Source organism: Neobittarella massiliensis (ex Bilen et al. 2018) (assembly GCF_014269355.1).
GTDB classification, from domain to species: domain Bacteria; phylum Bacillota; class Clostridia; order Oscillospirales; family Ruminococcaceae; genus Neobittarella; species Neobittarella massiliensis.
In genome coordinates this window covers 426,242-439,883 of record NZ_JACOGI010000001.1, presented here as the reverse complement: position 1 = coordinate 439,883, position 13,642 = coordinate 426,242, and the positions used below count along the sequence as shown (strand labels likewise).

The window sequence follows — 13,642 nt, the reverse complement described above, 5'->3', positions numbered from 1 at the left end:
CTAATCCTCCTGTGCTGGGGTGTGCTCTTGCTCTTGCTCGTGCACCTTGTGATACGAGAATTTGTCGGTGTATTCCAGTACGATCATATCACCCCTGTCAAGCTCGCCGGCCAGCAGCGCCTCGGAGAGCATATCTTCGATATGGGCGATGATGGCCCGGCGCAGTGGGCGGGCGCCGTACACCGGGTCAAAGCCCACCGAGGCCAGCTGGGCGGTGACTTCCGGCTGCCAGGACATGGTGATCTCCATGGTCTGCAGACGGGCGGCCAGGTCGCGCAGCATGCCGTCGGCTATTTTTTCGATATCCTGCCGGGAGAGCTTGTTAAAGACGACGATGTCGTCGACGCGGTTTAAAAATTCAGGGCGGAAAGCCTGTTTGAGCTCCTCCATCACCCGCTCTTTGACGCCGCTCTCGAGCCCATCGACATCGCCGGCGTCGGGGGCAAAGCCCAGGCTCTTTTTGTGCTGGGTGATCTGCCGGGCGCCCACGTTGGAGGTCATGATGATGACGCAGTTTTTAAAGTCGACCCGGCGGCCCTGGGAGTCGGTCAGCTGGCCGTCCTCCATGATCTGCAGCAGCATGTTGAACACGTCGGGGTGGGCCTTTTCGATCTCGTCGAACAGCACTACGCTGTAGGGGTTGCGGCGGATCTTTTCGGTGAGCTGCCCCCCCTCCTCAAAGCCGACATAGCCCGGAGGCGAGCCGATGAGCTTGGAGACGGTGTGCTTTTCCATGTACTCGGACATGTCGAGACGGATCATGGCGTTCTCGTCGCCGAACAGCGCCTGGGCCACCGCTTTGGTGAGCTCGGTCTTGCCTACACCGGTGGGCCCTAAGAAGATGAACGAGCCGATGGGGCGGCGGGGGTCTTTTAGGCCAGCGCGGCCGCGGCGGATGGCCTTGGAGATGACCGCCACTGCCTCGTCTTGGCCCACTACCCGCTCTTTTAAGATGCGCTCCATGTCCAGAAGGCGCTGGCTCTCGGCCTTAGTCAGCTGGCTGACGGGAACCTTGGTCCACAGCGAAACCACCTGGGCGATATCTTCGGCGCCGATCTGGTCGGCTTTTTGGGTGTTCTGGCTCTTCCACTGGTTTTTTTCCTGATCCAGTTTCTCCCGCAGTTCCCGCTCACGGTCGCGGATGGTGGCCGCACGCTCGAAATCCTGGGCGTTGACGGCGGCCTCTTTCTCGGCGGCCAGAGCGCCCAACTGCTCCTCGAGATCGTGCAGGTCTTTGGGGGCGGTGTAGGTGTGCAGCCGCACCTTGGAACAGGCCTCGTCGACCAGGTCGATGGCCTTATCGGGGAGAAAGCGGTCGGTGATGTAGCGGGCGGACAGGTCGACGGCGGCGCGGATGGCCTCGTCGGTGATCTTTATTTTATGGTGGGCCTCGTACTTGTCGCGCAGACCCTTTAAGATCTCGATCGAGTCCTCTTTGCTGGGCTCATCCACCATGACCGGCTGAAAGCGGCGCTCGAGAGCGGCGTCTTTTTCGATGTATTTGCGGTACTCGTTTAAGGTGGTGGCGCCGATGACCTGTATCTCGCCGCGGGCCAGCGACGGCTTTAAGATGTTGGCGGCATCGACTGCCCCCTCGGCGGCGCCGGCGCCCATGATGGTGTGCAGCTCGTCGATAAAGAGGATGGTGTTTTTAGAGGCGGTGAGCTCGGTGATGGCGTTTTTGAGCCGCTCCTCGAAGTCGCCCCGGTACTTGGTGCCGGCCAGCATACCGGTGAGATCTAAGGTGATGAGCTTTTTGCCCTTGAGCGTTTCGGGCACCTCGCCGGCGGTGATCTTTTGGGCCAGACCCTCGACCACCGCCGTTTTGCCCACCCCGGGCTCGCCGATGAGCACCGGGTTGTTTTTGGTGCGGCGGGAGAGGATCTGGCAGACCCGCTCGATCTCCTGACTGCGGCCGATGACCGGGTCTAAGAGCCCCTCCTTGGCCTGGCGGGTGAGATCTTTGCCGTATTTGTCGAGGGTGGCGGTGCCGCCTTTGCCGCTGGCGGCGCCGGACTGCTCGCCGGCAGCCGGGGCAGTGTCGGAGGAGACGGCCTCGACACAGTCGTCGTACACCCGCTCGGTGTCGACGCCGAACTGCTCCAGCAGCCTGACGGCCACCGAGTCGCGTTCGGACAGAAGTGCCAGCAGGATGTGCTCGGTGCCCACATAGTTGTGGCCCAGCTTGCGCGCCTGCAGGATGGACAGCTCCAGGATGCGCTTGACGCGGGGGGTAAAGTCGGCCGGGCCCACGCTGCTGTGGATGCCGCGGCCCACGGTCTCGACGATCTTCTGCTCCAGGTCGGAGTAGGTGATATCGGACTGGGAGAGCACCTGCCCGGCCACGCCGGAACCCTCTTTGAGCAGGCCGGCGAGGATGTGCTCGCTGCCGATATAGGTGTGGCCCAGGACCTGGGCGATCTCGATGGCCATGTTGAGGGCCTGATTTGCTTTTTCGGTAAATCCTCTGAATGCGTACATGATTTCCGCCTCCTGTTCTATATGCCGCCGCCAAGGCGGGCGGCTGAGTGGGGTCTGTGATCAGGCCCGGCCGCCGGGTGCGGCGGGGCGGGCGGCAGATCCGCTGATGATCTGGCGCACCAGGTCGGCGCGCAGTTTATCTTGCTGGCGGTGGGTGGTAGCCTGGGGCGCCGTTTGCAGGATGGCCCCGGTGCCGGTGGCCGCCTCGATGTGGGATAGCGTTTCGAGGGTGAGCTCGGGGCAAAGGCCCAGGCTGCAGCCCAGGCGCAGTACCCCGCAGTGCTCCATCACCTCCTGGTGGGTGAGCAGGCGGGCATACTGCAGCACGCCCAGACTGCGGTATATCCGGTCGCAGAAGGCCAGCTGGTCTTTGCAGTAGAGCTGGCGCTCGGCCCGCTCTCTCTCGGCGATCTGCTCTACCACCGCCTGCAGGTTCTCGAGTATCTGCCCCTCGGAGAGGCCCAAGCTGTGCTGGTTGGAGATCTGGTACATGCTGCGCTCGCCGCCGGTGCCTTCGCCGTAGGCGCCGCGGATGGTGAGCCCCAGCTTATGCGCCACCCCCACCAGCTCCTGCAGGTAGCCGGTGTGCTCCAGCGCCGGCAGGTGCATGAGCACCGAGGCCCGCATGCCGGTGCCCAGGTTGGTGGGGCAGTGGGTGAGGTAGCCCAGCTTTTCGTCGAAAGAGAATTCGAGCCGGGAATCGAAGTAGTCGTCGAGCAGGTTGGCCTGCTGCCAACACTTTTTTAAAGAGAGACCGGCGTTCATCACCTGGATGCGCAGGTGGTCTTCTTCGCAGAGCATGATGCTGACCTGCTCGTCGCCCGAGAGCAGCAGCCCGCCGCCTTTTTGGGCCAGCTGCACGCTCATGAGCCGGTGCTGGACCAGCTCCATGCGGCGCCAGTCGGCCAGGTCGGCCACATTGTAGAAGGTGAGTGACCGGCCCGGGCCAAAGGCGGCGCCGTCGGCTGCCTGCTGGGCCCGCTGATAGAGCTGCACCGTCTGTTCTGCGCTCATGTGGCCGGGAAAAGGCAGGCCCTGCAGATTGCGGGCCAGCCGCACCCGGCTGGAGAGCACCACGTCGCCCTGTGGGCCGCTCTGGGCGTACCAGGGGCGGGGGGCAGCCGGATCGGCGGCGCCGGCCGGCAGTGTGCGATCGTTGTCAGTCATTGGCGGCCTCCAGTTTTTTGATCTCGTCGCGCACCTGGGCGGCCTCCTCAAAGGCCTGCTCCTCGATAAGGCCGGCGAGCTTTTGCCGCAGCTGAGTGAGCTGGCGGTCTTTGACCCGCACCGCCCGCACCCCGGCCAGGCGCACCGGGCGTTTGCCCTGATGGGTGGCGTTGCCGTGGATCTTTTGCAGCATAGCGCGGTTTTCGCGCTTGAAGAAGCGATAGCACTGGGCACAGCCCAGTTTGCCCTCTTTGGCGATGTCGCGGTAGGTACTGCCGCAGCCGGGGCAGCGGCGCTGGGTCTCCTCTTTATCAAACAGGGCCCCGGGCAGTGCGCCGGTGTAGAGGTACCCCTCTATTTTGGCCATACAGGCCGCACAGATATGCAGTGTTTGGGGCTGACCGTCTTTTAATTGTGTGTAAGTGATCTGAGCCGGATTTTTACCACAGAGTGCACAGAGCACGGCGCTTTCCTCCTCTGATGTCGTTATTGGGCGCAAAGCAGCATATTTTTAAAGATGGTGGCCCGCAGGCTGTCGCGCAGATCGGCTTTGGCCTGACGCAGCGATTTGTCGGACACAGCGGCAAAGATGAGCTGCGCTGCTTTGGCAGTGAGCACCTGCTGGTAGGTGAGATTTTCCAGCAAAATGCGGGCGGTGTTTTCATCGAGCGTGTCGCCGATGGTGTTGATGACGTGCATGAGCAGATTTTGGCCGGTGGTGGTGATGCGGGTGATCTTGATGTACCCGCCGCCACCGCGGCGGCTCTCGATGGCGTAGCCCTGCTCCGGCGTGAAGCGGGAGGTGAGCACGTAGTTGATCTGGCTGGGCACACAGCCGATCTGCTGGGCAAAATCGTTGCGCTGGATCTCGGCGGTGCCGTCGGTCTGCTCCATCAGCTGTAGGATGCGCTGGGTGATCAGGTCGCTGATTTTCAAGTCCATCACTCCTCTGACTTTTACTGACCTATGTATTATAGTATACCCAAAAGTCAGAAAAAGTCAAACTTTTTTCGCGTGTTTTTTGATCCTTTTTGTCTTTAGCGGCCACGGGGGCATGCGGCGCGATGCGGCACTGTTTTTTGGGGCGCCAGGCGCACCGGGCGGCTCTGTGGGTGAGGGGCCGCCCATCGTGCACACCGCTCGCAGCTCACTGCTTATTGCTCGTTGCTCGCCGGCTTACGGTGGGAGTGCTTCCTGCAGTTTTGCCGCGGCGGGGCGCACAGCCTGTTTTTACCATATGAAAAGAGAGAGCCGGATACCCCTTTTTAGGGGCCTGCTCTCTCTTGATCTCGTTTTGACAGCGGCCAAAAAAGCGGCCGTGGCATGGGCCTTGACGGTACGGTGGCATTAGACGCCGGCGGTCTGCAGCGTCTCCTCCAGCGCCTTGGAGAGCTGGTCGGGGCAGGAGGTGCCGCGGATGCCGCACTGAGTGCCGCGCAGCAGCTCGATGACCTCTTCTACCTTGCGGCCCTCACACAGCTTGGCCACGCCGGTGGTGTTGCCCATGCAGCCGCCCACGAACTCGACTTTGCGGATGACGCCGTCCTCGACGTCGACGGTGATCTGGCGGGAACATACGCCGTGGGGTTTATAAGTGTGTTTCATTGGGTACTTCCTTTCTCTTGTATCTTACCGCCTATAGTGGGTGCGGCGGTCATTTTTGGGGGTGGCTGTACAGCAGTTTTTGCAGCACTGCGTCGCCGGTGGTACCGGTGCCCAGTGGGTGATCCTTTTGGGGATTGTGGCCGTGATAGTCGGTGCCGCCGGTGATGAGCAGGCCGTACTGATCGGCCAGCTGCCGCAGTGCGCGCTTGTCCTCCTCGGTGTTGCGGGGATGGTCGACCTCGACCCCGTCGATGAGACCCTGTGCGGCCAGCTGACCGACCAGATCCATACTGCGGTACACCGACGGGTGGGCGATGACCACCCAGCCGCCGGAGGCGCGGGCGACCTCGATCGCGCGGTAGATACTGGGGTAGGCGATGGGCTCGAAACAGCTGCCGCCGGGACCCAGCAGCTGGCCAAAGAGCGGGCCGCCGTAATAGGTATCGGTATGGCCCAGATCGACCAGCGGCCGCATGATATGGGTCTTGTACAGCCCTTCGCTGACAGCGGCGTAGTTTAAGATCTGCTCCATGTGCACCGGGTATTTTTGACAGATGCGGCGGGCCATTTTGACACCGGCGGCAAAGCGGGCGTCGGCAGTCTCGGCGCACAGGGCGCGGATGCCGTCGACCCGCTGGGGATTGTAGCACAGCAGGTGCACACTGCGGCCGGTGGCTGGGTCCATGGCCGACATCTCGATGCCTTTCAGGATACGCAGGCCGGTGCCTTCGGCCAGGATCTGCGCGCAGTCGTTGCCGCGAAAGGTCTCGTGATCGGTGATGGCCAGCACATCCAGCCCCGCCTGTTTGGCCAGGCCGATGAGCTGGCTGATGGTGGCGGCGCCGTCGGAATAGTGGCTGTGGCAGTGCAGGTCTCCAGTCGTAGTAAACACCTCCTGACAGTTTCTAATAATGCATTATACCACGGCCCTGTTTTAAAATCCAGACCAAAAAGGCCCTGCATGACCAGCTTGTGCCAGTGCTGCAAACCGGGCTGTACAAACCGGGGCCGGGCCTTTATAATAAGGGTAGAGACCGGCCCCCGGGGCCAGTTGGGGAGGCGCTTATTTGTACACCATAGACTACAGCCAGTACGCCGAGACGGTGGTGCTGCCGGCCGAGGCGGCGCGCCAGATGATGGCCTGCCACGACGAGGCGGTCATCCGCATATTTTTACATATCCTGCTGCAAAAGCCCGGCTCGATCCACCCGGCCAGCCTGGCTGAAGCGCTGGACCTGCCCATTTTAAAGGTGGATAAGGCGCTGCGCTTTTGGTGCGAAAAGGGGCTGCTCAAAAAAGAGGAGCCGCTGCCGGCACAGCCGGAAAAGCAGGCGGTGGTGGCCACCCCACAAAAGCTGTCGCGCCAGGAGGTAAACGAGATCGCCGCCACCTCGGAGGAGATACAGTTTTTGCTGGCCGAGTGCCAAAATGCCTTTGGGCGCCCCATCTCCCCCACCGAGGTGAGCACGTTGGTGAGCCTGAACCGGCTGTTTTGCCTGCCGGTGCCGGTGATCTTAATGCTGGTGCGGTACTGTGTGTGCATCGGCAAACCGGGCATGGCCTACATTCAAAAGACCGGCGTGGGCTGGCTGAACGCCGGTATCGACACGGTGGAAAAGGCCGACCTGCACATTCAAAAGCTACTGCGCACCCGGGAACTGGAGGGGGAGATCAAGCAGCTGTTTGGCATTTACGACCGCGCGCTCACCCGCAAGGAGCAGTCTCTCTGCTACACCTGGGTGGAGGAGTACGGCTTTACCAGCGATATCATCGCCGAGGCCTACGAGATCGGGGTGAATGCCAAAGGGACGGTGAATTTTCCCTATATCGGCGGGATATTGCGGGCCTGGTACCTAAAGGGCTACCGCACCTTGGAGGAAGTACGGGCCGGCGAGAAGGTGGAGAAGCGGCGTGAAAAAGAGCGCCAGCAATCTTCGTTTTCGGCCCGGGACCTGGATGCCGATATACGCCCGCTGCCCCCGGTGGCCGGCGCGGCGCGCAAGTAGCGTTAGTGCCGGCACCGGCCGGCCGATGGCGGCGCGGCACCGGCGCCGCCAAGAGACACAGAACCGACACCAACTAGGAGGTGGACCCGATTGCCCTACGACAAATCGGTCTTTGACCGCGCCCACCAGATACTATCGGCCCGGCGGCGGGCGGCGGTGGATATACAGGCTAAAAACAGACAGCAGGCCTTTGCCGCGATACCCCGTCTGCGCCAGATAGACGCCGAGCTGCGCACCATGGGCAGCCGCATCGCCAAGGCGGTGCTGACCCAGGGGGGCGACTCGCATCAGCTGCTGGAGGGGCTGCGGCTGCGGGGGGTATCGCTCTCGGAGGAGCGGGCCCAGCTGCTGCGCCAGAACGGCCTGCCCGAGAATCACCTGCGGCCCCAGTACACCTGCCGGGACTGCCGGGATACCGGCTACCTGCCCAGCGGGCGGCGCTGCCACTGCCTGACCGAGCTGCTGCGGGAGGTAGAGGCCCAGCGCATCAACGCCATCTCGTCGATGAAGCTCTCTACCTTTGACAGCTTTTCGCTGGACTACTACCCGTCCGGACCGCAGCGGCAGCAGATGGAGGGGGTGCTCTACTACTGCAGGGACTACGCCGAGACGTTCTCCCGCTCCTCGCACAATCTGCTGCTGATGGGGCCCACCGGTCTGGGCAAGACCCACCTGTCGCTGGCTATCGCCGATGCGGTGGTGGCCCAGGGATATGCGGTGCTGTACGGCAGTTTTGCCAACTTTGCCGGCACCATTGAGCGGGAGAAATTTGGCCAGGCGGCGACGGTCGGCGGCGACACCCTCTCTACCCTGCTGGACTGTGATCTGCTGATCCTTGATGATGTGGGCAGCGAGTTCGTGACCCCGTTTGTGACCGCGCTGCTGTATAACATCGTAAACACCAGGCTGAACACCGGCCGCCCCACCATCATCAGTACCAATCTGACCTTTTCACAGCTGGGTGAGACCTACAGCGACCGCATCACCTCCCGCCTGGGCGGGGCGTATATCGATCTGCGCTTTACCGGTACCGACGTGCGGCTGGCTAAGGGAAGGCAGCGGTGAGCAGTTTTTCCGGTACCGGCACGGGGCTGCCGGCCCATTATAAAAAACACAGCCCGGCAGGATATGCCGGGCTGTGTTTTGCGCTGCTGCTGTGTGTTTGGACACTAATCCCGCTGAATGCCTTCTTGCTGCTCGTAGCGCTTGACCAGCCGGTGAAAAGACGCCCGACTGATGCCCATGGTGGCGATCGCCTCGCCCACGGTGAGCGCACCGCTGCGGTAGAGACGATACACCTTCTCGAAATTTTTGGGCACCGGCTTTTGCGGGCGGCCGAACTTGACCCCGCGCTCTTTGGCGGCGGCGATCCCCTCGGCCTGCAGCTTGGCCTTTTGCTGTTTTTGGTCGGCCTGCTCCTGCTGTAACAGCTGCAAGATGGCCTCGGCCTTCTGCTGGTCCTGCACGATATCGAAAATCTTTTGGTACAGCTTATCGCTCATCCCGATTCCTCCTCACAAGTCGCCCCTTTGCCAATGCGCTTGGCTGTATTGCGGGCCCGGCAGAGCACTGGGGTGCACGCCGGGACACATCTATACTTTTTTGTATATTTGTGTCGAATATTGTCGAATTTTTGTACAGAAATAAGCATAACCAATTTATCGCCGCTTGTCTATACCCGATTGCCACAATCTTAGGTGGTAATTTTTTACTGCTTTTTACAGATGGGGGCACCGGGCTCTTTTTTTTCGCGCGCCCAGCGCAAAAAGGTGTCTTGTGCCACCCCGACCTGCCGCGCCGCCTCCCGCGAGGAGATCTGGTGGGTGAGCCACAGGTCGCGCACGCTGAAAAAATGCGGCGGCACCGGTTTGGGCGGCCGACCAAGCCGCACGCCCCGGGCCCGGGCGGCGGCGATGCCCTCCGCCTGCCGCTGACGGATGTTCTCGCGCTCGGTCTGGGCCACGTAGGAGAGCAGCTGCAGCACGATATCGGCGATGAGCGTGCCGGTCAAGTCGCGGCCGCCGCGGGTGTCGAGCAGCGGCATATCCAGCACCACGATCTCGGCCCGTTTTTCTTTGGTGATGATGCGCCACTGATCGAGGATCTCGTCGTAATTGCGGCCCAGCCGGTCGATGGATTTGACCACCAGCAGATCGCCCTGATGCAGGGCTCGCATCATGCGGCGGTAGGCGGGGCGGTTGAAGTCTTTGCCGCTGAGCTTATCCATATAGATGCGCTGGATGGGCTGTTCGAACTCCCGCAGGGCAATGAGCTGACGGTCCTCGTTTTGCTCTCTGGTGGATACGCGCACATAGCCAAAAATCCTGTTTTCCATCATATTCCTCCAACTACAGTATTTTACAGGCCAACGGCCCATAAAGAAAAATTGTAGAGGAAAATGAACATACGGTTGTGTACAAATGTAAAAAAATGTAGAAAACAGGCACAGGTAAATGTTGGTAACCTGTGCCTGCCGCATATACAGCTGTATTTAAAATTTTTACTGGGCGCCGATCTCGCCGCGGCTGAGGGCCCCCAGATAGGCGTTGACGAAACCGTCAAGATCGCCGTCCATCACCGCATTGACGTTGCCGCTCTCGTACCCGGTGCGGTGGTCTTTGACCAGCGTATAGGGCATAAATACGTAGGAGCGGATCTGCGAGCCCCAGGCGATCTCGCGCTGGTCCCCCTTGATGTCCTCGATGCGGTCGTAGTGCTCCTGCTCTTTGATCTTGACCAGCTTGCTGACGAGCATCTTCATGGCCACCTCGCGGTTCTGGTGCTGGCTGCGCTCGTTTTGGCAGGCCACCACGATGCCGGTGGGCAGATGGGTGAGACGCACCGCCGAGGAGGTCTTGTTGACGTGCTGGCCGCCGGCACCGCTGGCCCGATACACGTCCATCTTCACGTCTTCGGGCCGGATCTCGACCTGGGTGTCCTCGTCGATCTCGGGCACCACCTCCAGCGAGGCAAAAGAGGTGTGCCGGCGGCCGGAGGAGTCGAACGGCGAGATGCGCACCAGGCGGTGCACCCCGTTTTCACCTTTCAAGTAGCCGTAGGCATTTTCGCCCTCGATGAGCACCGAGGCGCTCTTGAGGCCGGCCTCTTCGCCGTCGAGATAGTCGAGCACCTTGACCGAAAAGCCGTGGCGCTGGGCGTATCGGGTGTACATGCGGTAGAGCATCTGCGCCCAATCTTGCGCCTCGGTCCCGCCGGCACCGGCGTGGAAGGTGAGGATGGCGTTGCTGCCATCGTACTCGCCCGAGAGCAGCGTGGAGAGCCGCTGATTTTGCAGCGCCTGCTCGATGTCGTCGATGGCACCGGCGATCTCCTCGGCCAGGCTCTCGTCGCTCTCTTCGGCGGCCAGATCGATGAGCGTGAGCGTGTCCTCGTAGTCGGTCTGCAATTTTTGATAGTCCTGGATGGTGTTTTGCAGCTGCCGCAGCTCTTTGAGGATCTTCTGAGAGCTCTGCATGTCGTCCCAGAAGCCCGGCTCGCCGGATTTGAGTTCTAAAAAGCCCGCCCGCTCCTTTTTCTCCTCCAGCGCCAGCGCCTGGCCCAGGTCCTCTATCTCGCTGCGCAGCGCCTCGGCCCGCTGCTTTTGCTCTTCTATTAAAATCATGGGGTATGCTCCTTATCGCGGTGGTGTTTTGTGCCGGTACACGGATGAAAATATTCTATCATCTTGTCACAACCTTTTCAATTCATTCACAGATTTTATTTGATTTTTAGCATTTGTACGGTATAATGCTCTTATAGTATCCCCCCTGCTTTTCTGCCCGCTGCACGGCGGGCGGCGGCACAGGGGCTGGGGCCGGTATCGCGCCCCGTTTTCGGCGCCGGGTACGACCGGCGCCTTTTATAGCGGCGGCTATAGGCGGCCAGTACCGCGGGCACCAGATGGTATCCTGTCGGCCGGCTGCGCGGGCCCGGATAGATCGGGTCTGCGCGCTCTACACCTGCCGGGCCGCTCTATTGTGAAAAAATCAGGAGGTGTTCTTTTGGCATCCTTTGTTGGACAGGAATGTCCGGTCTGCCACCAAAAATTTGGTGACAGCGAGCAGATCGTCGTGTGCCCGGAGTGCGGCACGCCCCACCACCGGGCCTGCTATTTTAAAGAGGGCAGATGCGCCAACGAGGCGCGGCACGCCGACGGCTACGTGTGGGAACCGGAGAAGCTGCCCGGACAGGAGCAGCCCGGGGCGCAGGCGCCCCAGGACTCGCCGGCTACCGGCGGCGACCCCAGCCAGAATTATCAGATCCCTTGCCCCCACTGCGGGGCGGCAAACCCCCAGGGGGCCAGCTTTTGTATCTCCTGCGGCAAACCCATGAGCAGCCAGCAGGAGTCGGCCTTTCAGGGGGTGGGCTTTGGCGGGTTCCAATTTGACCAGCAGGCCATCCGCTACGGCGGGGTGAGCCCTACCGACACCATCGACGGCATACCGGTGGCGGATATGGCCGAGTTCATCGGGCCCAGCTCGGGCTATTACCTGCAGGCCTTTAAGCGTATGGACATCAGCGGCAAAAAGCTGTCGTTTTCGTGGTCGGGCTTTTTTATCAGTCCGCTCTACACGCTGTTTCGCAAGATATGGCCGTTGGCAGTGCTCTGTCTGCTGTTTACCACGGTGATGAACCTGCCCACCCTGATCTCGCTGTTTGAGAGCGGCGGCAATTTGGACACCATGATGAACATGCTCAACAGCGACCGCTTTTTGACCTTCTCGTACATCTCTACCCTGCTGATGATGGTGTACCGAGTGGTGTTTGGACTGTTTTCCAACTACTTCTACCGCAGGTCGGTGGTGAGCAAGATGCGCAAGATACAGGAGAAAGGGCTGCCGCGAGAGGAGACCTTGGCGCTGTACCGCAAAAAAGGCGGCGTGAGCCGGGCGGCGATCCTGATCTTGCTGGGCATATACCTGGCAGCCAGCTTTTTGATGGTGCTTGCCCTGGATATCTGACCGAAAACCAGAGGGCCGCAGGCCCCTGACTGATAGAAAAAAGAGAGGATCGACATTCATGATGCAAAGACGTGTGAGAAAAGCGGTCATCCCCGCGGCGGGAATGGGCACCCGGGTGCTGCCGGCCTCGAAGGCCATGCCCAAAGAGATGCTGCCCATCGTGGACAAGCCGGCCATCCAGTACATTGTAGAGGAGGCCGCTAAGAGCGGCATTGAGGAAGTGCTCATCATCACCTCCCGCGGCAAGAGCATTATGGAAGACCACTTTGACCGCGCCCCGGTGCTGGAACAGAAGCTGCAGGAGAGCGGCAAGGTGGAGCTGTACCGGGCGGTGATCGAGAGTGCCGACCTGGCCAACATCACCTATGTGCGCCAAAAGGAACAAAAGGGGTTGGGGCACGCCATCCTCTGTGCCAAAAATTTTGTGGGCGACGAGCCGTTCGCTGTTTTGTACGGCGACGACGTGATCATTTCGGAGGAGCCGGTCTGCGGTCAGCTGATCGCCGCCTACGAGAAATACGGCAAGGCCTGTGTGGGCATTAAAGAGGTGCCAGCCAGCGACATCAGCCGCTACTCCTCGCTGGCTGTACAGCCGCTGGAAGAGAATATCTACGCCATCGACAATATGACGGAAAAGCCCCAGACGCCTGAAGAGGTGTTGTCGCTGTTTTCGATCCTGGGCCGCTGTGTGCTGACACCGGACATCTTTGAGATCCTGGAGCACACCGCCCCCGGCGCCGGCGGCGAGATCCAGCTGACCGACGCCATGAGAGAGCTGGCCCTGAACCGGGGCATGGTGGGCGTCGACTATGTTGGCAAGCGCTATGACATGGGTAACAAGCTGGGTATTTTACAGGCCATCGTAGAGGTGGGGGTAAAACACGCCGAGGTGGGCGAGGACTTTACCCGCTACCTGAAGGCCTTTGTCGAGACGTTATAGCTTTGGTATTTATGCCGATCTGAAGAGAGAATTTTTAGTAAAAAAAGCTGTTTGGCTGTTGGTTTTGATTGACAGCCCACAGCTCTTTTGTTATAATTAAAGTGTTGCTTTATGCAACATCCTTGCTCTCTTTCAGTGAGAGAGGGCCGAAAGTCCAAAAGGAGGTGCAACGAAAATGGCTAATGTGAAATACGAGACTGTCTTGGTTTTGAACACCAAGGAAGGCGAAGAGGGTATCAAGGCTCTGATCGAGAAGTTTTCGAACCTGATCGCCCAGAACGGTACTGTCGACAACGTCGACGAGTGGGGCAAAAGACGTCTGGCCTACGAGATCGATGACGAGACCGAAGGCTACTATGTCCAGATCGACTTCACCAGCGAGCCCGAGTTCCCCGCTGAACTCGACCGCGTGTACAAGATCACCAGCGGCATCCTGCGCACACTGATCATCAAGAAAGAGCAGTAAGGGAGGAAGGGTTACC

The 13,642-nt window shown here is 60.6% G+C and carries 14 protein-coding genes; 5 read left to right on the top strand and 9 right to left on the bottom strand.

Annotation, left to right across the window (positions count from 1 at the left end; all coding sequences use genetic code 11):
- From H8K20_RS02090 to H8K20_RS02065, 6 genes are all read right to left on the bottom strand, one after another.
- Positions 1–2,481, bottom strand: coding sequence for an ATP-dependent Clp protease ATP-binding subunit (locus H8K20_RS02090; RefSeq protein WP_105203517.1), 2,481 nt, complete (start codon positions 2,479–2,481; stop codon positions 1–3).
- A gap of 60 nt (positions 2,482–2,541) precedes the next feature.
- The gene (locus H8K20_RS02085; protein ID WP_186487330.1) at positions 2,542–3,648 is read right to left on the bottom strand and encodes an ATP--guanido phosphotransferase; all 1,107 of its coding nucleotides are present in this window, start codon (positions 3,646–3,648) and stop codon (positions 2,542–2,544) included.
- Positions 3,641–4,111, bottom strand: coding sequence for a UvrB/UvrC motif-containing protein (locus H8K20_RS14150; RefSeq protein ID WP_186487329.1), 471 nt, complete (start codon positions 4,109–4,111; stop codon positions 3,641–3,643). The genes H8K20_RS02085 and H8K20_RS14150 overlap by 8 nt, the downstream gene beginning before the upstream one ends.
- A gap of 23 nt (positions 4,112–4,134) precedes the next feature.
- Positions 4,135–4,584: a CtsR family transcriptional regulator gene (locus H8K20_RS02075; RefSeq protein ID WP_105203514.1), complete on the bottom strand. Its 450-nt coding sequence runs from the start codon at positions 4,582–4,584 to the stop codon at positions 4,135–4,137.
- A gap of 411 nt (positions 4,585–4,995) precedes the next feature.
- Positions 4,996–5,253: a TIGR03905 family TSCPD domain-containing protein gene (locus H8K20_RS02070; protein WP_105203513.1), complete on the bottom strand. Its 258-nt coding sequence runs from the start codon at positions 5,251–5,253 to the stop codon at positions 4,996–4,998.
- A 49-nt stretch (positions 5,254–5,302) separates the two neighbouring features.
- Positions 5,303–6,145 carry a PHP domain-containing protein gene (locus tag H8K20_RS02065; RefSeq protein ID WP_186487328.1) on the bottom strand — a complete coding sequence of 281 codons (843 nt, stop codon included), beginning with the start codon at positions 6,143–6,145 and terminating at the stop codon, positions 5,303–5,305.
- Positions 6,146–6,320: 175 nt separating this feature from the next.
- On the opposite strand from H8K20_RS02065, the gene H8K20_RS02060 reads away from it, so the two are divergent.
- Positions 6,321–7,259 carry a DnaD domain protein gene (locus tag H8K20_RS02060; protein WP_105203511.1) on the top strand — a complete coding sequence of 313 codons (939 nt, stop codon included), beginning with the start codon at positions 6,321–6,323 and terminating at the stop codon, positions 7,257–7,259.
- Positions 7,260–7,349: 90 nt separating this feature from the next.
- Positions 7,350–8,324 (top strand): ATP-binding protein, encoded by a 975-nt coding sequence (locus H8K20_RS02055; RefSeq protein ID WP_186487327.1) that lies wholly within the window; start codon positions 7,350–7,352, stop codon positions 8,322–8,324.
- A gap of 104 nt (positions 8,325–8,428) precedes the next feature.
- Here H8K20_RS02055 and H8K20_RS02050 read toward each other — a convergent pair whose 3' ends face one another.
- From H8K20_RS02050 to prfB, 3 genes are all read right to left on the bottom strand, one after another.
- On the bottom strand, positions 8,429–8,761 hold the full coding sequence (locus tag H8K20_RS02050; RefSeq protein WP_105203509.1) for a MarR family transcriptional regulator: 333 nt from the start codon (positions 8,759–8,761) through the stop codon (positions 8,429–8,431).
- Between the two features lie 206 nt (positions 8,762–8,967).
- Positions 8,968–9,594: a recombinase family protein gene (locus tag H8K20_RS02045; RefSeq protein ID WP_105203508.1), complete on the bottom strand. Its 627-nt coding sequence runs from the start codon at positions 9,592–9,594 to the stop codon at positions 8,968–8,970.
- Between the two features lie 165 nt (positions 9,595–9,759).
- A complete protein-coding gene (prfB, locus tag H8K20_RS02040; protein WP_105203507.1) occupies positions 9,760–10,881 on the bottom strand; it encodes a peptide chain release factor 2 in 1,122 nt (373 codons plus the stop codon).
- 379 nt (positions 10,882–11,260) lie between these two features.
- Here prfB and H8K20_RS02035 point away from each other — a divergent pair, with 379 nt between their 5' ends.
- The 3 genes from H8K20_RS02035 (at position 11,261) to rpsF (ending at position 13,626) form a co-directional block, all read left to right on the top strand.
- A complete protein-coding gene (locus tag H8K20_RS02035) occupies positions 11,261–12,220 on the top strand; it encodes an RING finger protein (protein WP_105203506.1) in 960 nt (319 codons plus the stop codon).
- A gap of 61 nt (positions 12,221–12,281) precedes the next feature.
- Positions 12,282–13,160 (top strand): UTP--glucose-1-phosphate uridylyltransferase GalU, encoded by an 879-nt coding sequence (galU, locus tag H8K20_RS02030; RefSeq protein WP_186488186.1) that lies wholly within the window; start codon positions 12,282–12,284, stop codon positions 13,158–13,160.
- Between the two features lie 175 nt (positions 13,161–13,335).
- Positions 13,336–13,626 carry a 30S ribosomal protein S6 gene (rpsF, locus tag H8K20_RS02025; protein WP_105203505.1) on the top strand — a complete coding sequence of 97 codons (291 nt, stop codon included), beginning with the start codon at positions 13,336–13,338 and terminating at the stop codon, positions 13,624–13,626.
- The last annotated feature ends 16 nt before the right edge of the window (positions 13,627–13,642 follow it).